This window comes from Arenibacter sp. ARW7G5Y1, from assembly GCF_003201775.1.
GTDB lineage: Bacteria > Bacteroidota > Bacteroidia > Flavobacteriales > Flavobacteriaceae > Arenibacter.
This window is the reverse complement of the sequence record NZ_QJJZ01000007.1, coordinates 233,260-252,849: the sequence shown is the minus strand read 5'-3', so window position 1 is coordinate 252,849 and position 19,590 is coordinate 233,260. Positions and strand designations below refer to the sequence as shown.

The following is a 19,590-nucleotide window of genomic DNA, read 5'->3' as shown; positions in this document are numbered from 1 at the left end:
TGACCGGGTAGCAAAGGCTGTTTGAAATTGTCATTGCCCACAACTACTTTTCCTTCCGCTAGAGTGGTATAAACCATAGTTTCGTCACTGTAGGCATTAATGTTGGATTCTGTCCCAATAACCTCCACTTCCTGCGACAGATTCAAAACCTTAAATTTAGTACCACCATGTTCAGTGCTCGGAATCAGTCAGAACCTTTAATTTCTTTTTGAATTCTAACCTTGAGATATAAAAAAAACCTTTCATTCAATTGCTGTGGTTATATATAGAACAACTAAACTTTAAAAAGGTACTACTAAAAAGTTGATTTTTTTTCAATACCGCAAAAATGAGCACTAGTTTTTGTCAAAATCACACTTTAAAAACATTAATATGAAATAATTGCCAAAACAATAAAAAGTATTACCGCAAGGGATATTTTTGATCAGCTCCTGGTATTAAAAGAGCATTTTATCAAAGTAAGTCTTACATTAAAAGTGTTTAATAGACTAATTAATGAAAAAGTAATAGTTACATACGTGATAAATAAAAGTTTGTTAAGGATTATCAGTTATTGCACAAAAATGATGATTTACAATTGAATCAATTCTAAATTACCTTGAGTTTAGCATAATTAACGAGTATAATATTGTAGAAAAAGTAGACAATTGTTTTGTCTAATCAACGTTTTTTGCATAGAATTGAATCTAATAATTAACATTAACGGCATTGATGATGATTCTGTAAAAAAAGGCAAAATAGGGCTTGTAAAATATCGCAAATCGAGGAGATCATTATTATGGCTCCTTTCCATCAAAAGGGATACAGTTGCAATTAGTGCATTTGTCTACATAGTGACTGTAAGTGCATGAAGGATGTTTTTCCATACACTATATCCTTTAAGTGATTTGGGAAGCTTCAACAAAAAGCCATGGCCCCTAGTACTGTCCTGCAAATGTGCTGTTTGGGCCATGTGGTGCGGTCTCAGTAGTTCTGATTGTTCTTTAAAGCTTCACACCATGTACTTCTGGAGATGTTGTTTGTGATATCTTGTATATAGAACCTGACCCCGTTGATGTCCTAGTTCTTGAATTGTGGGATCCGAAATATCGGTAGCTCTCTGTCTTTCCGTGTTTCAGTCGACGTGTAGAGCCCAAACCGATTTTCAAGGTATTTTTGGTTGGCTACCTTCCTTTTGAAATCATTGGAAAGGTTTATTTGCAGCCAGTCTTCTCTTATGGTGGTCGAGACTTTGTGGACATGATCGTGCTTGGTACCGTGGTGGGGTACCACCATACAGGAATGTTCTCCATATCCCATGGTTCCATGTACGCTTTGGACAGTTCAAAAAAAGTCCATAGCGTTCAATTGTTAGCCTCGGGGAAGGTTGATAGTCACATGTACATAACGCTTTTCAGAATCTTGCCGATTACCTAGATAGTAAAGGACTCTACAGAAAAATGCTGTGTTGGTATCACTATCCGAATAGGTGTTCTGGAAGCCGGGTTTGGTACTATCGGCCTTGCCCAATACATAGTTCATTATCCCCTACACATTATTCCGATATAGCATCCTTGTTATTATATTAATTCCCGTTGTTGATCATTTCTATAAGTTCGAGCATCAGCTCGCTGGCCTTTTCCACCTCCAGTTCTAGGTTCGCGTTCGGGCTTCACATATTCTTGAAGTTGGCCACATTTACCAGTTGGTTGATGTTGGCTCCTATTGTGTTCAATTGGAAATTGAGGTTCGATATATCATCTGGAACCCGTTTCTCTTTTATCGCTTCCCTGTTTAGGATAAGCTTTCTCAAAAATGGTTCCACCGTTCCACTTTTATCAAATTCGAGATTAATTGGACTGTAGGATGGTCTTTACTATTTCAAGTTCCGTGCCATTGAACCTAAGCGTTATGGCATACTCCCGCTTCCTGTCTCCCAAACGTTTTCTCCCGCCTTTGTGATTGCCATTTTCTCCCTCAATATTATCAGTTTTCATTTCGTCTGTAGTAGGCGTTTTAAGATGATTAAATCATAACTTGCTATCCATCCCCATGGATAAATATAGCACATCCAATTCAATAATAATAATCTCATTATCAGTATTTTAATTAGTAAAATCATATAAATAAATATGGATACAGTTGGCGTATTCATATGGTGATAAAATAGTGGAAATATCCAAGTTTTTTGTGGGCAGGGAGAAAAAAGAACAAGCAGCTTTTTCGCCACTTGGGCTTTTGCGCGGCCACGAAGGGGTCGGCAAAACAGGAACCGAAAGACGTCCATAGCAGACCGGCCTAGCGTGTCCGAATAGGGGGATTGGAGTGGAAGGTTTGTGAGACGTTCGAAAAAGGCTTGGGAGATTGGTCTACTATAAATTACTTAATTTTTTGATGGCATCAATAAGACCATAATAAAGTATATTGTCAGAAATTCTAGCTTCGGGATGAGCATATCGGATAAAAACACTACCATTACCAAATCGAAAAAGGATATTCCTCATCTAGTATATATCCAATCCGAGGAGTTGGCAAGTTCTATTAAACCACTAAAGTAATTTCCTGCGGTAGTTCCGGAAGCAATAATAAAATCAGGACTCATTTTTTTGGAATGTAAATAAATATCTACTTGCATTTACAAAAAATATCTGTCCTCAATTACTATTTTCCAAAGTAACTTATCATCAGTGATATGTACACCGGGAGACTTTTTAATATTTATTACACATACTGATTTTAATAATTCTTTTCTTTTTCAAGATATTTTTAGTGGACTCAAGTTCTTCCCACTCTAATTCAATGTTTATATTTTAAATACCATGTATCCATCTTGAGATATTGTCCCACGTTTGGGTTCTTCCGTCTTCTCTTAAAAATTGAGTCAAATTAAAACCATTAGAAGAATTGACTAACTACAATCTTTGCATAAACACAACAATTGTTCTTGATCCCAATAAAACCATATTAAGCCAAACAAAGACAAAATGTGAGTGCAAATTGAGTGCAAATAAAAAGCCTTAGAGATTAAAAAATCTACAAGGCCTTTATTTTACTGGTGATGGCACTAGGATTCGAACCTAGGACCGCCTGCTTAGAAGGCAGGTGCTCTATCCAGCTGAGCTATGCCACCATTCACTAAATATGACAGGTTCTGCCTTTAGCGGCTGCAAATATACAATTATCATTAATTATTGCGCAACTTAATTCATAAAAAAAATACCGGTCCGTTTCAACACCAAATCCGACAGATAGTTACCCCCAATACAAATATCCCTGATTCAATTAAATAACTTATTAATTCCACCCCATATATTACTAAGAATTTATCATTGGCCTATAATAGTTCTTGGTGCAATCATATATTTTAATGCTATTTGTAGATTTTAATAAATATTATTCATATGTTAATACCGTCTTTACATTAAGTTGCAAAAAATTATCAATTGAATTAACGTAATTAACATATGACTCCAAATTATATACGAGTTTTTGTAAACTACGTCTTACTTATTTATTGTTTTTCCGTACAATCACAAAAACAAGTCACCTTTCGTCCATTGTCCGTAAAGGATGGATTGTCCCAAAATTCGGCAATTTCAATAGCCCAAGACCAAACTGGATTTTTATGGATCGCAACACAGGACGGACTAAACAAATATGATGGCAGAAGTTTTGAAAAGTACAAACAGTACTTTAAGGATATCACCAACCCCACCTATAGTAAATTAGGAAAGGTATTTGTAGATAGCAACGATGAATTATGGATAATTCCCATATCGCAAATACCACACAAATTAAATAAGGACAACAACTCTTTTGAACCCCTTAACGGAATAGAGGATGCCAGTACCATCTTTGAAGACCAACAAAAAAACATTTGGTTCGGGAGCTATTCAACCGGACTTTACAAACTATCGTTCCAAACCAAAAAAATAGAGCATATTATCGGCCCTGATAAAATTAGCTCCATAAATTCCATTACCCAAGATCACTCTGGTAATCTTTGGCTCAGTTGCGAAAAATATATTATAAAATTAGACCCCCAACAACCGGAAAACATACACTATCGTTATCCCGATGGCAATAAAAATTCCACTTCCAATTATAGCTTTATTCTTTTTGACCATAAAAACAATCAGTGGGTTGGGACTTTTGGCCAAGGTGTTTGGTACAGGGAATCTAGCAACAGCTTGTTTAAACGTCCGGATATTTTTATCGAAGATTTAAAAAATAGCCTAAATACCATTTATGTACTTACCATGTTACTGGACACTAAAAATCAATTGTGGATTGGTACCTATGGCGATGGACTTTTTAAAATTGATATTGCACAAAGTCAATTAAACCAATATTTACCAGAAAAACACAACCCCAAAACAATTCAGTACAAAGATATCCTCAGTATTTACGAGGACTATACAGGTACCATCTGGTTTGGAACCGATGGCGCAGGCTTAAATTATTATGATCCCCTATTGGAAAAATTCAACTCCGTAATCAACTTTCAAACACCGGAGAATATTAACATAGACGTGGTAAGATCCATAACATTGGATGCGCAAAACAATGTTTGGATAGGAACAAGTGGCAAGGGCCTGTCCAGGTTCTCCCCACGCAAAAATGAATGGCACACCTATCAGACCGATAATAAAAAGGGGCTCAGATCCAATAGAATTATGAGCCTGCTCAGCGATAATGATGGGGATCTATGGATTGGCACCCAGGAAGGCGGACTACACATTATGGATGTCAAAGAGAATATAATTGAATATCCAAATCTCAAAAACCTAGAAAATGTTACCATATGGTGTATACAGAATGATACTGACGACAATAAATGGGTAGGTACTAGGGAGAGCGGACTTTTCAAGGTAAATAAATACAAGGGTATCCTAAGATCATTTAAAAAAAGTAAATCCGGCAAAGGACTTCCTTCCAACAATATTAGGGCAATTGCCCAGGAAGCCGGTCAATTTATTTGGATAGGTACCCAGGACGATGGCATTTGCAAAATAAACCTTAAAACCAATGAAGTTAAAGTATATAGACATCAACCCGGAAATGCAAATTCCTTGGCCAGTAATCATATAAAATCCCTTTACTACGACAATAAGGGGATCTTATGGGTCGGCACCAACGGCAATGGTCTTTGTGCCTTTGATGTTGTAAAGGAACAATTCTATAATTACACCGTAAAAGAAGGGCTGGCCAATGATGTGGTCTATGCCGTTTTGCCAGATGAACAAAACAATTTATGGTTAAGTTCCAATAGGGGCATCACCAAATTTTATGTGCCGCAAAAACTGGATTCTACACCAAAAATTGTCAATTACACCAATTATGACGGACTTGCCACTGAATTTAATACGGGGGCATATTTTAAGGCAAGAAATGGCAACTTGTATTTTGGGGGATTGGATGGTTATTATTGGTTTAACCCTTCGGACATAGAAATAAGTACAGTTCTCCCAAAAACGGTAATCACCAAGTTTGAAGTTTTCAACACGGCAAAGCCCCTAATTCCCAATGTAAAGCTCAACTATAAGGAAAACACCGTTGCGTTTTCATTTGCCAGTTTACAATACTCCCTTCCCATAAAAAATCAGTATCAATTTAAGCTTGAGGGTTACGATACCGATTGGACCTTATCCGGTAACGAAAATAGTGCACGATATACCAATTTACCCCCAGGGAACTACACTTTTAAGGTTATTTCCAGTAATTATGACGGGGTTTGGAACAACAAGGAAGATTCTTATAGCTTTGCTATTAATAAACCTTGGTACTTGACCAATAGTGCCATTCTGATATATGCACTGATATTTTTAACTGCTATATATTTAATATACAGATATTTTAAATGGAGGTGGAATATAAAAATGCAATTAAAATTTGAGCGCCAAGAAACCATTAGGTTAAAAGAACTGAATGAATTCAAAGCAAAATTTTATTCCAATATTTCCCACGAATTCAGAACACCTTTGACATTAATTAACGGGCCAATTAAAAATCAGTTGGAAAAGGACCTAAAGCCCGATTTAAAAAAGGACCTGATGTTGGTAGATAAAAATACCCAAAGACTTCTGGATTTAGTGGATCAAATGATGGAATTGAATAAATTGGATACCGGTTCCCTAAAACTGAATCCAGAAAAAATCCATTTGGGAGGCTTTATCCTATCCCTTCTGGAACCCTTTGAATATCTTGCTAAAAACCACAATCTAATTTTCTCCCACACCGTGGGAAATATGTCCATGACTTTATTTGATCCTGATATTATGGAAAAGATTGTTGGTAATCTCTTAAGTAATGCCATAAAATACACTTCAGCCAATGGACATATAGACTTTAACGCTAGTGTATCGGAAAACGACTACTTAACAATAAACGTTTCCAATGACATAGATAACACTACAGAAAAAGATACCGATAAACTATTTGAAAGATTCTTTCAGACAAGTCCCACCAATGAAGGAACGGGAATTGGACTATCCTTGGTCAAGGAATTGGTTGAACACCTGCAAGGAACCGTCAACGCCTCCTACTCCAATGATCATAAAAAAATATTCTTTAATTTGGAAATTCCTGTCCATCCAATCAATGATGACAAAATTCCTGCAGAAACAGTTACTCCAACAAATGACCCGGGAACCATCTCCAAAAAGTCCAATGAAGTACAACCTCTAATATTATTGGTGGAAGACAATCTATCCCTATTAAATTTTATGTCTTCCATTTTGAAGGACAATTACAAGGTCATTACCGCCAAAAATGGGAAGGAAGGGGTACAGATTGCCCTCAAAAAAATTCCCGATCTTATAATTACAGATCTAATGATGCCCAAATTAAATGGGATAGAACTTTGCAACGAATTAAAGAACGATGAAAAAACTTCCCATATCCCGATCATAATGCTGACGGGAAAAACCGATCCGGAAAACGAAATTGCCGGCTTGCAAAGTGGTGTGGAGGAATACATGATTAAACCGTTCAACCCAAAAACCTTTCAAATAAGAATAGAGAACATTATAACAACTAGGAAAAAACTTAGGGCACATTACAACAAAGAGAATGTTTTTAAGCCCAAGGACATTGCCTTTACCACAGCCGATGAGAAATTCCTTTTAAAGGTAGAAGATATCCTGAATAATTATTTACAGGATACTGATTTTTCCGTCAAAAAATTCAGCCAACTTTTGGGAATGAGCCGAATGCAGTTGCATAGAAAATTAATTGCCCTGACCGGACATAACACTACTGCATTTATACGGCTGGAAAGACTAAAACAAGCTCAAAAATTGCTTAAAAAACCAGGGTTAACCATAGCAGAAGTTGCTTATTCCACCGGATTCAACAGTCCTTCGTATTTTATAAAATGCTATAAAAAAACCTTCGGAAAAACTCCTACATCCTAAATCCAAAGGGTAGTATCGTCAAAAAGGTTACATCTGTTCTATCTTATGTTACAATTGATTTACTGTTTGTCATACACATAATAGAAATTTGATCGAACAAACAATAGATCAAATTTTAACCTTCCAGTATATAGTGATAAATGAAAACAATAAGCCAAGTCGCCAGATTATCCATTCTTCCATTTCCATATTCTGTAGGTGCCCTAACCTACCACGCCCAATTCCTTGAAAAAATAGGGTAAAGGCCTGAAAATACAGTACCTGTAGAATATCAATAAAAGTTACGTATGTAACAAATAAGTCCTGAATACCATTATGGATAGTAATAACAACAATAGAGTAGAAAAAGAATACCTACTAACGAAAAATGCATTATTGACAACTATTATGGAACAGTAAAAGAGATTTTCTAACTAAATATTAAATATAAATTACAATTAAAATGAAAAAAACAAAGAAAAGTCACATTGGATTATTGTACATCGCCAGCAACTTATTAATGCTGTCAGGGTTTGTTGGATGTAGCAAAGATGATGGTATAGGTACCGCCGGCTGTACCAATTGGTCGGAAAAATACCTTTCCCAGGCCGAATCATATACCAACGCCTTAACGGCCTATAGCAATGACCCAAGTGTTTCCAATTGTAATAAATTAAAAACAGAGGGATTGAGCTACGTAAAAGCACTTGAAGGAATTTTAAACTGTGTCCCCACCGCCAATCTGGCAAACTATAAATCGGACATAAGTGATTTAAAAGCAGAGATCAACAGCACGGCCTGTGATGAATAATTATAAAGAAATACGAATATGGAAACAACGAATAACAAGACAAGCGTGGCAAGTGAAGGTAAGAACATTGCCATTATATCCTATATCACCATCATTGGCCTTATCATAGCCTTTGTAATGAACAATGACAAAAAGGACGCCTTTGCATCCTACCATATTAAACAATCCCTTGGCCTTGCCTGTTTAGGTCTTGCGTTAGGGGCCATAGGCATGATCCCCATATTGGGGTGGATCATTAATTTCCTTGGCATTTTTGTTCTACTCTATATGTGGATTATGGGATTAATGAACGCTTTTAATGGTAAAGAAAGTCCTGTACCCTTCTTAGGTGATAAATTTGTAGAGTGGTTTAAGAATATTTAAACAGCTACCGTTATTAACAACCGTTTCAAAAACCACAATGCCATGCGCTTCCTATACCTATTCTCTTTATCATTGATTTTGCTTGCATGCAATGAAAGCAACAAGGATAAGGCCAGCGCGATAAATGAAGTTTTGGATGATTTTTCCAAAATGCCGGATTCAGTGATCCTAAAAGGGTTTTCCATTTTAGATACCATTCAACTAAAACCGGTAGCGGAAATGGTAAAAGAACTTAGGTTAATACCTGAACTACAAGAAATAGGTGTAGGAGGCGAATTATTGAGTTTTAGACTCAAAAATGGCCCCACAATGTTAATTAAGCTTAAGGATTTTTCATCCGAAACAAAAGGTGGTAATGCAAGTGTTACAGTACCACCTATCACGGTTCTTAACAATTCCGTGCCTGACGAAAATCCCGCCAATGTGGTAGGTGCACAACGGGGCGAAAACCGACAAAATAAGAAAGCTATTCTGTTGGCTCCTTACGCATGGCAATTTGGTGTAGCTGATGATCCTTTAATTCCATTTAATAAGTTGCCCGGGTATCGTAATTATAAAGGTAGGGTTACCTATAAAGCCAATAAAACAGAAAGCGAACAGCGTATCTCGTTTGAAGATTACTTATCCTTTAACGATTATGATGTGGTGCACTTTAGCTCACATGCCCTTAAAACTTGTGAAGTGGAAGAAGGGGATGTGGAGCCTTCAAGTAAGTGTCGTACCTATATTTCTTCAGGGATTAAATATGAAAAAAAAGACCGACAAGAATTAATTAATTTAATTAAGAGCAAAAACGTTAGGGGTATTTCATTGGAGTACGGGGAATTATTTTTTATACCCAAGTTTTTTTCAGACGCTTATCCTAAAATTAACAATAAGCTATTTGTATTTAGTGCATGTGAATTAGGTCTGCAGGGTGACCTGCAAACTACTTTCAATAGTATTTTGCAAAATGGACAACTCTTTTATTGGCAAAATACCATTCATCCCCTAGACGCCTATAAATCCTTTCACAATCTGTACGATAGGATGCTTCAATATGGAGAACCTGCACCAACCGCATTTCAAAACATGCCAAATTCCCTAAAAAACAATATTCCTTTTTATAAAAATTTAAAAACGGGTAGCGATACCGAACAGATATATAACTTCCTAAAAATGGCCACCCAGGGCAATGCCATGCACATTATAGAACCGGTTAGTTTTATAGACCCTAAAACAGGGGAAGAATTACAGGAAGGAGTTGTTTATCCCTTTGAGGGCATCCTGGAAGATGACCAACCGGATGAGGCTAGTTTTATTATGGAATTTTTGGGCTATACCACTAAAGAGATGGAAGACAAAGGCATGAGCTTTTCTTTGAAAATTGATGGCAAAACGGTACTAGATCATATTTCCTTTGTTCCAGATACCGACCCCAATGATAATATAGAAGTAAAAGCGGGCAAAAACGAAAAAACCACCTTGGTCACCTTTAAAGGCGTACATCTAAAGAAAGACCTAAAAAAAACCAGTTCGGTAAAATTGGAAGCCTTTTTTCATTTTAGTGAAAAGAATTATGGGTATCAAATGATCAATGTATCCACAGGGAGTTCAGATATGCGTATAGTCGTTTCATCATCAGACGCAACCATCACAATGTTTTTTGATGCCGATAATTATGGTCTTAAGGCGATCTACCCCAGTGAAAACAAAATTTTATATTCAGACGAAGAGGGCTACATATATATTAACGCCCCTGGTAAAGGTTGGTTAAAAACCAAGATGATCCAAATGTTTGGCGCAGTAGCACATCTTGCCCCTATTGACATGGACCTTACGGGCTTATCGATGAACAAAGGCTCGGTGATGCACAAAATACCCAACTTTGCGTCAAAGATCACCATTTCTAGCTTAGAAAAAGAGCCAAGAGCCGTAAAAATTATTGATGGCGTTGGCCCAGAAAACACCGTTTTTCTTTTCGATGGTAGGGTAACCGTGACTTTTGATAGTCAAAATAGACTGGAATCCATTGTTGAGGGAGCGTCAACTTTCAATTATTATTATGAAGAACAACATATAACATTCCCCAATGCGCAAATATTTTCAATGCCATCATTTCAATAATCGACACTTAAAAAACAACATAAAATAGGCAGTATTGATATCCGCCCCCAAGGTTGACACATCTTCCTCCAAAATGAAAGTTTAAAGTACTATTAAGAACCAATAACTACAAAATCATGCATATGCAATTTATACTACTATTGGCAGTCTTACTATTTTCCAGAAACATGAATGGTCAATTGAGTTTTTACAACCTTGATGCAGACGGGAGTTTTCCCAAAATTGAGATCAACAATGGCAACACTACCCTTTTCGCTAAAATTGGAGAAAAAACGAAGCCTTGGTTACATTGGAACGAAGTGCCCAAAAATATAGAAAATGGTAATGGGCGTACTATATTTAAAATGACCGTTTACAACAACAATGGTATAGCCAACAGGACTTTTGAAATATCCTACACCATTCCTTATGGCCAGCCCAATACCAATCCCACTGCCAATATAAAAGCCACTTACATCTACAGGGATAAAAGACCCAATAAAGTTTTGGATGAACATTTTAAATTAATACCATAATCATTTATACGTATGAAAACCAATCTATTTTATGTACTGATTATTCTCTTGGCAGCCGCCTGTCAAGAGGGCTCCAAAACAGATAAAAAAGAAGTTGTGGACACAAAGGTCACTTCTCCTTCCCAAAAAGGGAACACAACTAAGAATCCATACCAAGATTCCGAAAATCAAAAAGCTCTTTATAAAGCTTTAAAAAAGAAAGCGCCTTTAACGGGTGAACAATTATTAGCCATAATACCGGAACATATTAACGGTAATGCAAAATTAGGTGAACACAGATACGAGGCCAGCAGTCAAGCTGCCAATGGAGCGTATGGTTCTTTTGATAGTCCCTATAATTTCTGGATAGAGGACGGGTCGGGCTCAAAGGCCATAGTTCGCAACTTTTTTGATAGCTTAAAATTCAAGAATCAGGGTCCGGAAGGAACAGAATACGTATACCAAGAACGAGATGGCTACAAAACCGTTGCTTTTTTACAACCAAAAATTAAAAGAAACCAAATTTCTTTTATCTACAATGATAGATTCCGAATTTCTTTAGAAGGATCGGACTCCCCTGATGACTTATGGTCATACATCGACTTTGAAAATTTAAAAAAATTAGATCAATACAATTAAAAAAAATGAAAAATCTACTAAAATCGGCCTTTGTCATTCTGCTTTTGGTTTCATGTAAAGAAACTCCAAAAACGTCAGATCCCTCAGCATCCAAAGTTTTGGATGGGGCAATAAATGAAGTTAGCGGAAAGAATGGGGATATCAATAAAAAATATGATGATCTACGCAAGGGTTTAGGCACCAAGACCCCACTAACAGATGACCAACTAATAGAGGCATTCCCGAAAAAACTGAGCAATCTAAGTTTGGATCCTTAGGAACAGAACAAAATAGAACCCAAAATTACCGATACCCAACTTGTTGTAGGCAGCTTTGGAGATGACACCATTAGAATGGAAATTTTGGATGCCGCCGGCCAGAAAGCGATTGGTGCCATTATACCCTTAAAAATGTTACACCTAAACAAAATAACTTCCGAGAGCAACAATACCATAAGATATTCCAAAGTAGAGCGCAACGGAATTTTAACTTTTGGTACCGATCGGGATGCAGATACCAAAGCAGATTTTCAATCCGAACTTAGATTTCTTTACGAAAATAGATTTTATGTAACCGTGGAAGCCAAGGGAATGGACACCAATGCACTTTGGAAAGCCATGGGCATTGATAATTTGAGTAGATTTAAAAACTAAAATGAATAATACCTAAAGTCATGCAATACTTTGAATCCCTTAGTCAATTTCAAATAGCAGGTCTTGTTCTGCAATTGGTACTTCTACCATTTTTATTTACCACATTTCGTCGTTGGTGGTGGGCCAAACAATCCCATCAATGGCCAAAAGTTAAAGGTGTGGTTACAAAGGGACTCGATTTCCCCATATCCAAAATAATCGATTTTATTTATACCTATGAATTAAACGGGACCACTTATACAGGAAAAAAACCATTTTTCGCCAATTCCTTTAAAAATTTAAACCAAAAGAAAGCTTCAGGTTTAATCGCCAAATATGTCCAGGGAAAACAGCTTACAGTTTTCTACAACCCATCAAACCCCGGCATATCCACCTTGGAACCTGGAAGAAAAGATGGTGTAATGGAGGCTTTACTACTATTATCCATACTTTTTTCATTAGGAGCCATATCTTTTTATCGCCCCTCCTTAATTGTGGAGATCATAGAGTACGTATCTACCCCTTAAAACAAATATTCAATGAAAAAGTCAATGCTGTATTTTATGCTTTTTATCCTTAACCATAGTTTGGTCCAATCACAACCAATAATCAGGGATTACCCCCTAAAGGCTATGAATGTGGTGCTGAATACCTTTGGAACGGATAGTCCAATACCCATAGGAACTATCTCGGATTCAGGGGAATTGGATTTTAAATTTCCAAAAGATTTAAATTTTATTTCCGATGCTACAAAAGCGAATTACATGTCGGACACGGCCTATACCCTATTTTCCAAGTGTGATAATAGTTATGACCTTCTATCAGAGGATAAAAATGTGAAAGCCGTAAATGCTGGGTACATTTCATTAAACTCAAAGGATAATCCGTATTCCGGCCTGATCTTTATGGTCACGGATAAAGCGTTGGTGCCTTGGCTGGAAGACACCTTTTCCAATAACGCCATAATCGGATCTTATTTTGAACTGGTTTATATCGAATCGGACTTTAATTATCAAGGGGAATGCACTTCCACCATCGCCAACACGGAAAAAGACAATATTGTAACCTCGTACTCTTACAATATACAACTGAAAGCCGGGTTTAATTTCGTTGAGTATAAAATTGAAAACGTTGCCGAATACACTATACCTAGCATGTATGAAGAAAATGTATTCGACAAAATAATAAAGCCCCTTAAAATAACCGTTACTTCCTCGCAATCCATACCGTCTGATATCGTATGGACGGGTAAATATTTTTAAAAAATGGAAAATGCCAGTTCTAAAACACCAAGCTTTCCGCAATACCGTTTTGACTATGGTCTATGCGAAAGGTATTGGTTTTAAGATTCGCTCTCAACTGCGCCATGGCTCCATTATTTGTCCAAACAATATCCAATTCACCCTCCGGAGTTTCATTAATTTTTACGGAGCCTAAAAATGCCTTGGAAGTATTTCTTAATTTGATTATGGCGAGTTGATTCTTTACGATGTCCCTTTTTATACCCTGTTCCACCTCCTGCATGGTTAAATTTGTTCTATTAATTTCCTTATGGCCCGAACCACCCCCCATATCCGCAGCAGTATAATCGTTCTTTCCTGCAAAAACATCCAAATACCACACTTGAGGAATCCCTGGCATAAACATTTGAATGGCCCTAGCCAATAACAGTTTTTGTTCATCCTCTCCCAAGGCACTAAAAAAAGTTGCGTTTACCTGGTAATAAGAAATCTTTTTCCCTGATGGATCATACAGATTTTTAACCCTTCCACCCCTTTCCATAATCCTATTCATTATATCCTCTATCTCCTTATCCTGCAGCAAACCTTTGTGGTAAACACCATCCACCTCCTTGCCTTTTAGGTCCAACACAGGTATCCCGTCGTGACAGCCCAACATGTTTACGGTTTTGTAACCCTTTTCCAATATTTCGCCAACCCATTCCAACAGTGCCTTGTTACTCGCATTTTCAATAGTGTGAATAGTGAGTCCCGGCAAGAAAAAATCGTAAATACAATAGCCCTCTGCGGCCACCTCATCGTGCAAATGAAGTCCGTATTCTGCATGAATCTCCGGTAGTAACATTAAACCGTTCTTTCGGGCAATTTTCTTAATGCGGTCCAGATACTCCCAAGTACCCGGCTTATTGAAAAAGTTGGATTGCCCAACCTCCTTATGCAGATAGGCGAAGGCATCCAACCTTAAAATCTTACCGCCAAAACCCCTCACCTTTTCCAGGGTTTCTTCGTAAAAATTCCACACCAGTGGCGATTTGGCATTCACATCCATTTGCCCCAAATAGGACCGATTTCGGTTCACAATCTTCAGGATCTCACTTTTGAACTGATTGCCGTCTTCAAAATCAAAATCGTTAAAGTCCGCACCTTTGGATATGGCCTCATTTACCCGATCACAGATTGATGATATCTGACCACTTGATAGACCTTTTATACCATCAAGATCTTTGGGACTTATTTTCTTATAATCTATACGCTGATAAAAAGTATTCCAAAAGGGCCTTTCCGTACCATCTGGAAAAACTACTTTTAAAATGGGCAATCCGGATTTCCTCATAAAAAGTTTTTTAAGAAACTCTTTTTTGGGGATTATAACCCCATTGGCATCCATATGTCCATTACCTTCCCAAAACTCGTTCCAATTGATAAAAAAGTCTTTGTATTTTGAGTCATCGCCATGTTTCAATACGTCCTGAAACTGGGGCGAAGCCACCGATAAATGGTTTAAAACAATATCGAACTTGAGCTTTATGTTTAGCCTATCCAGAGCTTTAAGATCTTCTTCGGAAACCAATGCCTTATTTAAATCATAATTTATTATGGAAAAGCCTCTGTCCAAATCACTATTAAAAAAAGTAGGCAAAACATAAAACAACGAAAACACATCTTTGAACTCGGGCATTTCCAACATACCCACCAGATCGTGCAAATTGCTTCCTATGCTATCCGGATAGGCATTGAACATTACACCCCTACCAATGGTATTGCTAATTGGTTTGTTTTCTGAGCACATTTACTTTAGTGAATTCAATATTGACCTTTCAGTCAACGGATTAAAATTTATAGAAGTTTGGATATTATATTGATATTATCCGGCAACCTACCTACGTTCTGAAGTTTTAGTGCCGCAAGCTGCAAGGCAACCTTCAAGCATTTTTCAATAGGCTTTTCTTTGATATAGGCAAACAAAAACCCTGACCAAAATGCGTCTCCGGCTCCAGTGGCGTCCATCACATTATCAACCTTTATGGCAGGCAATTGAACCACCCCTTTGCCTTTTTGCGACAATTTAACCCCAAGGCTGCCCAGCGTCAAACATACCGTCCCTACACCTGCCTCATGAAAGAAAGTAAATATTTCATCGTGCGGCAACTTCTTCTCAAAAAGTCGCAACATATCGTCCTCACTGATCTTCACCAGAGGATCAAACTTACAATATGCCTTGATCACTTCTAGCGCTACGGCCTGACTGTTCCATAACTTTTTGGCATAATTTACGTCAATGCTCAACTTGCAACCTAAATGGTAAGCTTCTTCCGCTTTTTTTAAAATGGTAGTTTGGGCAGGATCTTTGCTTAGGGCAAAACAGGTTGTGTGAAATATGGTGGTATTCTCAAGGAGGCCTTTGTTGATCTGGTCTTCGGTAATACGATAATCGGCCTCGCGAAAAGGAATAAAATCCGGAGTATTCTCGGTCCTTGAAACAAAAATAACACTGGTGGGCTTGGCCTCTACGACCTTGATATATTTTGTTTCAACCCCAACTTCTGCGAGTCGCTTAAATACATAATCCCCAAAAGCATCATTCCCGACCGTGGCTACCAAAACCGATTTCAACCCCAATCTGGCAGAATTCATGGCCACATTGGTTGGGGAACCTCCCAAATATCTGTGATAATCCCTTGTTTCATTAATATTAACCCCCGGCTGGTGCCCAATAAAATCAACAAGTACTTCTCCAATACATAGAATATCTATGCTTCCCATATAGTCTTACTATTTATAATTCCTGAAATGTTTTTCACTTACCCCCTATACTCCCAAAAACCCATTAATGTTATCCACTACACTGGTCTGTCCTCCTTATCTAATCAACTTGTATCTTGGCATAATCCTTGGAAATAAAGAAACAAGAAATAGCTCCCAGAATAAAACAGACCCCTACAAAAGCCAAGGCATTTCGAGGGTCCCCAAGAAACAAAGCATCGTAGTAAAACGGTACGGTAGCCATACTTATAAATTGTGGAACCACAATAAACATATTAAAAATGCCCATATAGACCCCCATGCGGTCCTTGGGGACGGAAAACGAAAGTATTACATAGGGAACGGCCATTATGGAGGCCCATGCCATTCCCACCAAAAACATACATAAGTAAAACATGTTGGTAGTGGTCGCTATTTGCATTGTAAGAAAACCTATGGCTCCTATTGCCAAGAAAACGGCATGTGTTAACCTGTGGCCCAATTTTTTTCCAATCCATGGAATGGCAAAGGAAATTGTAAAGCAGGCCACACTAAATATGGCCAGACTTATTCCCCCATAAAATGCTCCCTTTTCAAAATCTGGATGTGCCGGTGATGCCGCATCAAATACATGGCGTGCAATGGCCAAGGAGAGAAATTGCCACATTAAGGGCAGGCCATACCAAACAAAGAACATAACCCACCAGAGTTGTTTCATGGTTTTGGGCATACTTATAATTGCTTCCTTAACTTCCTTCAAGACACTAGCAATACCTACTTTTTCCTTTTTCAATTTTTCAATATCCTCGGGCGGAAATTCGTCCGTAGTAAAAATGGTCCACAATACGGTACCTAACATTACCGCTGCACCCAAAACAAAGGAATATTTAATAAAATTGGGAATACCGTTTGAGTCTTCCAACTCTGCAATCGCTCCATAAGCCCCAAGGGTTATGATTCCTAAAAACCCCAATAACCAAGGCATTATGTTTGCCGAAAATTGGCCTAATCCAACAAAAAAGCTTTGTACCGAAAATCCCAAGGATCTTTGTTCTCCCGGCAATTTATCCGCAATAAAGGCTCTAAAGGGTTCCATGGCAACATTCATAGAGGCATCCAAAATCCATAACAATCCTGCCGCCATCCAAAGCGTAGAAGAATAGGGCATAAAAATCAGGGCAATACTCGCCAAAATAGCACCTACTAAAAAGTACGGGCGACGGCGTCCCAACTTGGTCCAAGTTTTATCGCTCATAGCCCCTATGATAGGTTGTACCAACAAACCGGTTAAAGGTCCGGCAAGCCAGAGCCAAGGTATTTGTGCCTCATCAGCCCCTAAATATCTATAAATAGGACTCATGTTGGCCTGCTGCAGTCCGAAGCCGAACTGAATACCCAAAAATCCGAAATTCATATTCCAAATTTGCCAGAAACTTAACTTAGGTTTATTTAACATTGGTATATTGATGGAGGTTAGAATACAATTTCTACTAATATGTCAAAAATATACTGGAACCTTCTTCAAGGTTTTCCTTCCACTTCAAAAAATAGACACCAAACCAATAAGTAAAAGCGCTATTTCCAAAATAGTGTATCAAAAGAACCTACTAAAGCTATGCAATTCATCTGATAAACTTGTTTGTTTTTTTAAATAACCCTTTTAGAGTCAGACAGGAGTTCTTCAATATAGTTGATCTTATTGAACGAAAGACCGCATTATAAGTAAAAGAGCTGACCTTAGTCACCTAAACATCAACTCTATTTACATTCAATCTAAAAAAACAATCAACCAACCTAAAAAAATCTATATTTCGTCATAGGCTTTCCAAGCCATCGAGTAACGATGGTATAACTGCCTAATAATTTCATCATGTCATAGTCTGTCCCAGTAAATTGCGCCTCATTTCTCCATTGACCATTTGATAAGGGCCTTTTAATGATATTGGGGACCACTATTTAACAAGGATTGGAACAAACTTGGTGTAATTTATAGCTAATAATGGCTTGAATTATCATATTAGTTAACGAAAACGATTTCGAAATGAACGAAAACGATTTAGATTTTCATTTTTTTAGTATTTTTATTATAAAACTAACCCAGAATGAAACCCGTTACCCTAAAAGAAATCGCAGAACAATTGAATATTTCTGTGACCACCGTTTCAAAAGCGCTCAAAGACTATCCTGATATTAGTAAAAAAACCAAGGCCATGGTGAAAGAGTTGGCCCAAACCTTGAACTATAAACCCAATGCCTTTGCCGTAAATTTAAGGACCAAGGAATCCAAGACCATCGGCCTCATAATTCCTGAAATTGTCCACCATTTTTTCTCCAGTGTCATAAAGGGAATTGTTGCCCAGGCGGAAAAAAAAGGTTATCTGGTCATTATTCTTCAGTCGAATGAATCCTATGATTTGGAAAAAAAGCAGATTCAACTGTTGATGAGTCAACGTGTTGATGGTATTTTAATATCCCTGGCCAATGGTACTGCAGAATACAATCACATAACCGATGTCCTGGCACAGGACAAACCCTTGGTGATGTTCGATAAGATTGCCAAAATAGTAAAATGCTCCAAGGTCATTATAGATGATAGAAAAGCAGCCTATACGGCAACGCAACATTTAATAGATACTGGATGCAAAAGAATTGCACATTTTAGGGGAGCACTTTTACCACAAAATTCCATTGATAGGTTTCTTGGTTACAAGAAAGCTTTGTTGGACAACAATATGCCCTATGATCCTTCTTTAGTGTACATCTGCGAATGTGGTGATAATAGCTTTGAAGAAGGAAAAATGAATGCGCGGCAATTGTTAAAAGATCACAATAATGTGGACGGTATCTTTATAAATACGGATTTAGTGGCTATAGGCGCCATTACGGAGTTCAATGAACAAGGTGTCAAAATTCCAGAAGACATATCCATTGTAGGGTTTAGCAATTGGTTTATGTCATCGGTCATCTCTCCTAGCCTAACTACCATTGACCAACCGGGATTCGAAATGGGGAAAGCGGCTTTTAAGCAACTTTACAGGGAAATGCAACAAGTAAAAAAAAAGGAACCCATTGTTTACAAAGAAATCGTTTTGGAAACAGGCCTTATTAAACGGCAATCCACCAAAGAGGTCTTACATAAAATGAAACAGATTTAGATCCAAGTTATAAGAATATTTCCTTTCCAATAATTTCAAATAGCTTTTGCCTGTA

At 37.5% G+C, this 19,590-nt stretch carries 19 protein-coding genes and 1 tRNA gene; 12 read left to right on the top strand and 8 right to left on the bottom strand.

Annotated features, from left to right (window positions below; translation table 11 throughout):
* Window positions 1-1,059 precede the first annotated feature (1,059 nt).
* The 4 genes from C7972_RS24430 to C7972_RS23820 form a co-directional block, all read right to left on the bottom strand.
* Entirely contained in the window at window positions 1,060-1,299 is a 240-nt protein-coding gene (locus C7972_RS24430) for a relaxase/mobilization nuclease domain-containing protein (RefSeq protein WP_110356506.1), read from the bottom strand.
* A gap of 51 nt (window positions 1,300-1,350) precedes the next feature.
* On the bottom strand, window positions 1,351-1,521 hold the full coding sequence (locus C7972_RS23825; protein ID WP_181422880.1) for a hypothetical protein: 171 nt from the start codon (window positions 1,519-1,521) through the stop codon (window positions 1,351-1,353).
* 130 nt (window positions 1,522-1,651) lie between these two features.
* The gene (locus C7972_RS24095; RefSeq protein ID WP_220020901.1) at window positions 1,652-1,804 is read right to left on the bottom strand and encodes a hypothetical protein; all 153 of its coding nucleotides are present in this window, start codon (window positions 1,802-1,804) and stop codon (window positions 1,652-1,654) included.
* Between the two features lie 25 nt (window positions 1,805-1,829).
* Window positions 1,830-1,976: a hypothetical protein gene (locus C7972_RS23820; RefSeq protein ID WP_181422879.1), complete on the bottom strand. Its 147-nt coding sequence runs from the start codon at window positions 1,974-1,976 to the stop codon at window positions 1,830-1,832.
* Window positions 1,977-2,121: 145 nt separating this feature from the next.
* Here C7972_RS23820 and C7972_RS23815 point away from each other — a divergent pair, with 145 nt between their 5' ends.
* Window positions 2,122-2,268, top strand: coding sequence for a hypothetical protein (locus tag C7972_RS23815; RefSeq protein WP_181422878.1), 147 nt, complete (start codon window positions 2,122-2,124; stop codon window positions 2,266-2,268).
* 764 nt (window positions 2,269-3,032) lie between these two features.
* Here the strand turns inward: C7972_RS23815 and C7972_RS12460 are convergent.
* Window positions 3,033-3,109 (bottom strand) — tRNA-Arg (locus C7972_RS12460).
* 334 nt (window positions 3,110-3,443) lie between these two features.
* On the opposite strand from C7972_RS12460, the gene C7972_RS12455 reads away from it, so the two are divergent.
* The 10 genes from C7972_RS12455 to C7972_RS12410 all read left to right on the top strand — a co-directional run bounded on the left by C7972_RS12455 (window position 3,444) and on the right by C7972_RS12410 (window position 13,659).
* Window positions 3,444-7,394 (top strand): two-component regulator propeller domain-containing protein, encoded by a 3,951-nt coding sequence (locus tag C7972_RS12455; RefSeq protein ID WP_110356505.1) that lies wholly within the window; start codon window positions 3,444-3,446, stop codon window positions 7,392-7,394.
* A gap of 442 nt (window positions 7,395-7,836) precedes the next feature.
* Window positions 7,837-8,184, top strand: a complete 348-nt coding sequence (locus C7972_RS12450; RefSeq protein ID WP_110356504.1) for a hypothetical protein — start codon at window positions 7,837-7,839, stop codon at window positions 8,182-8,184.
* A gap of 18 nt (window positions 8,185-8,202) precedes the next feature.
* The gene (locus tag C7972_RS12445) at window positions 8,203-8,547 is read left to right on the top strand and encodes a DUF4870 domain-containing protein (RefSeq protein WP_110356503.1); all 345 of its coding nucleotides are present in this window, start codon (window positions 8,203-8,205) and stop codon (window positions 8,545-8,547) included.
* A 42-nt stretch (window positions 8,548-8,589) separates the two neighbouring features.
* Window positions 8,590-10,653: a hypothetical protein gene (locus tag C7972_RS12440; protein ID WP_146216318.1), complete on the top strand. Its 2,064-nt coding sequence runs from the start codon at window positions 8,590-8,592 to the stop codon at window positions 10,651-10,653.
* A 122-nt stretch (window positions 10,654-10,775) separates the two neighbouring features.
* Window positions 10,776-11,168, top strand: a complete 393-nt coding sequence (locus C7972_RS12435) for a hypothetical protein (RefSeq protein WP_110356501.1) — start codon at window positions 10,776-10,778, stop codon at window positions 11,166-11,168.
* A 12-nt stretch (window positions 11,169-11,180) separates the two neighbouring features.
* Window positions 11,181-11,786 carry a hypothetical protein gene (locus C7972_RS12430; RefSeq protein ID WP_110356500.1) on the top strand — a complete coding sequence of 202 codons (606 nt, stop codon included), beginning with the start codon at window positions 11,181-11,183 and terminating at the stop codon, window positions 11,784-11,786.
* Between the two features lie 5 nt (window positions 11,787-11,791).
* On the top strand, window positions 11,792-12,043 hold the full coding sequence (locus C7972_RS12425) for a hypothetical protein (protein ID WP_110356499.1): 252 nt from the start codon (window positions 11,792-11,794) through the stop codon (window positions 12,041-12,043).
* A gap of 75 nt (window positions 12,044-12,118) precedes the next feature.
* Window positions 12,119-12,418 (top strand): hypothetical protein, encoded by a 300-nt coding sequence (locus tag C7972_RS12420; RefSeq protein WP_110356498.1) that lies wholly within the window; start codon window positions 12,119-12,121, stop codon window positions 12,416-12,418.
* Between the two features lie 20 nt (window positions 12,419-12,438).
* Window positions 12,439-12,924, top strand: coding sequence for a DUF3592 domain-containing protein (locus tag C7972_RS12415; protein ID WP_110356497.1), 486 nt, complete (start codon window positions 12,439-12,441; stop codon window positions 12,922-12,924).
* Between the two features lie 12 nt (window positions 12,925-12,936).
* Window positions 12,937-13,659: a hypothetical protein gene (locus tag C7972_RS12410; protein ID WP_146216317.1), complete on the top strand. Its 723-nt coding sequence runs from the start codon at window positions 12,937-12,939 to the stop codon at window positions 13,657-13,659.
* Window positions 13,660-13,678: 19 nt separating this feature from the next.
* Here the strand turns inward: C7972_RS12410 and C7972_RS12405 are convergent, their stop codons facing one another.
* The 3 genes from C7972_RS12405 to C7972_RS12395 form a co-directional block, all read right to left on the bottom strand.
* Window positions 13,679-15,427 (bottom strand): glycosidase, encoded by a 1,749-nt coding sequence (locus C7972_RS12405; RefSeq protein WP_110356495.1) that lies wholly within the window; start codon window positions 15,425-15,427, stop codon window positions 13,679-13,681.
* Window positions 15,428-15,474: 47 nt separating this feature from the next.
* Window positions 15,475-16,401: a carbohydrate kinase family protein gene (locus C7972_RS12400; RefSeq protein ID WP_110356494.1), complete on the bottom strand. Its 927-nt coding sequence runs from the start codon at window positions 16,399-16,401 to the stop codon at window positions 15,475-15,477.
* A 100-nt stretch (window positions 16,402-16,501) separates the two neighbouring features.
* Window positions 16,502-17,794: an MFS transporter gene (locus C7972_RS12395; RefSeq protein WP_220020900.1), complete on the bottom strand. Its 1,293-nt coding sequence runs from the start codon at window positions 17,792-17,794 to the stop codon at window positions 16,502-16,504.
* 688 nt (window positions 17,795-18,482) lie between these two features.
* Between C7972_RS12395 and C7972_RS12385 the strand changes: the two genes are divergently transcribed.
* The gene (locus C7972_RS12385) at window positions 18,483-19,535 is read left to right on the top strand and encodes a LacI family DNA-binding transcriptional regulator (RefSeq protein WP_110356491.1); all 1,053 of its coding nucleotides are present in this window, start codon (window positions 18,483-18,485) and stop codon (window positions 19,533-19,535) included.
* Window positions 19,536-19,590 lie beyond the last annotated feature (55 nt).

Bases quoted from the DNA above. Each gene is read 5' to 3' on its own strand.
- C7972_RS24430 (WP_110356506.1), bottom strand. From the start codon at position 1,299: ATGGGATATGGAGAACATTCCTGTATGGTGGTACCCCACCACGGTACC.
- C7972_RS23825 (WP_181422880.1), bottom strand. From the start codon at position 1,521: ATGAACTATGTATTGGGCAAGGCCGATAGTACCAAACCCGGCTTCCAG.
- C7972_RS23820 (WP_181422879.1), bottom strand. From the start codon at position 1,976: ATGAAAACTGATAATATTGAGGGAGAAAATGGCAATCACAAAGGCGGG.
- C7972_RS12455 (WP_110356505.1), top strand. From the start codon at position 3,444: ATGACTCCAAATTATATACGAGTTTTTGTAAACTACGTCTTACTTATT.
- C7972_RS12450 (WP_110356504.1), top strand. From the start codon at position 7,837: ATGAAAAAAACAAAGAAAAGTCACATTGGATTATTGTACATCGCCAGC.
- C7972_RS12445 (WP_110356503.1), top strand. From the start codon at position 8,203: ATGGAAACAACGAATAACAAGACAAGCGTGGCAAGTGAAGGTAAGAAC.
- C7972_RS12440 (WP_146216318.1), top strand. From the start codon at position 8,590: ATGCGCTTCCTATACCTATTCTCTTTATCATTGATTTTGCTTGCATGC.
- C7972_RS12435 (WP_110356501.1), top strand. From the start codon at position 10,776: ATGCAATTTATACTACTATTGGCAGTCTTACTATTTTCCAGAAACATG.
- C7972_RS12430 (WP_110356500.1), top strand. From the start codon at position 11,181: ATGAAAACCAATCTATTTTATGTACTGATTATTCTCTTGGCAGCCGCC.
- C7972_RS12425 (WP_110356499.1), top strand. From the start codon at position 11,792: ATGAAAAATCTACTAAAATCGGCCTTTGTCATTCTGCTTTTGGTTTCA.
- C7972_RS12420 (WP_110356498.1), top strand. From the start codon at position 12,119: ATGGAAATTTTGGATGCCGCCGGCCAGAAAGCGATTGGTGCCATTATA.
- C7972_RS12415 (WP_110356497.1), top strand. From the start codon at position 12,439: ATGCAATACTTTGAATCCCTTAGTCAATTTCAAATAGCAGGTCTTGTT.
- C7972_RS12410 (WP_146216317.1), top strand. From the start codon at position 12,937: ATGAAAAAGTCAATGCTGTATTTTATGCTTTTTATCCTTAACCATAGT.
- C7972_RS12405 (WP_110356495.1), bottom strand. From the start codon at position 15,427: ATGTGCTCAGAAAACAAACCAATTAGCAATACCATTGGTAGGGGTGTA.
- C7972_RS12400 (WP_110356494.1), bottom strand. From the start codon at position 16,401: ATGGGAAGCATAGATATTCTATGTATTGGAGAAGTACTTGTTGATTTT.
- C7972_RS12395 (WP_220020900.1), bottom strand. From the start codon at position 17,794: ATGAATTTCGGATTTTTGGGTATTCAGTTCGGCTTCGGACTGCAGCAG.
- C7972_RS12385 (WP_110356491.1), top strand. From the start codon at position 18,483: ATGAAACCCGTTACCCTAAAAGAAATCGCAGAACAATTGAATATTTCT.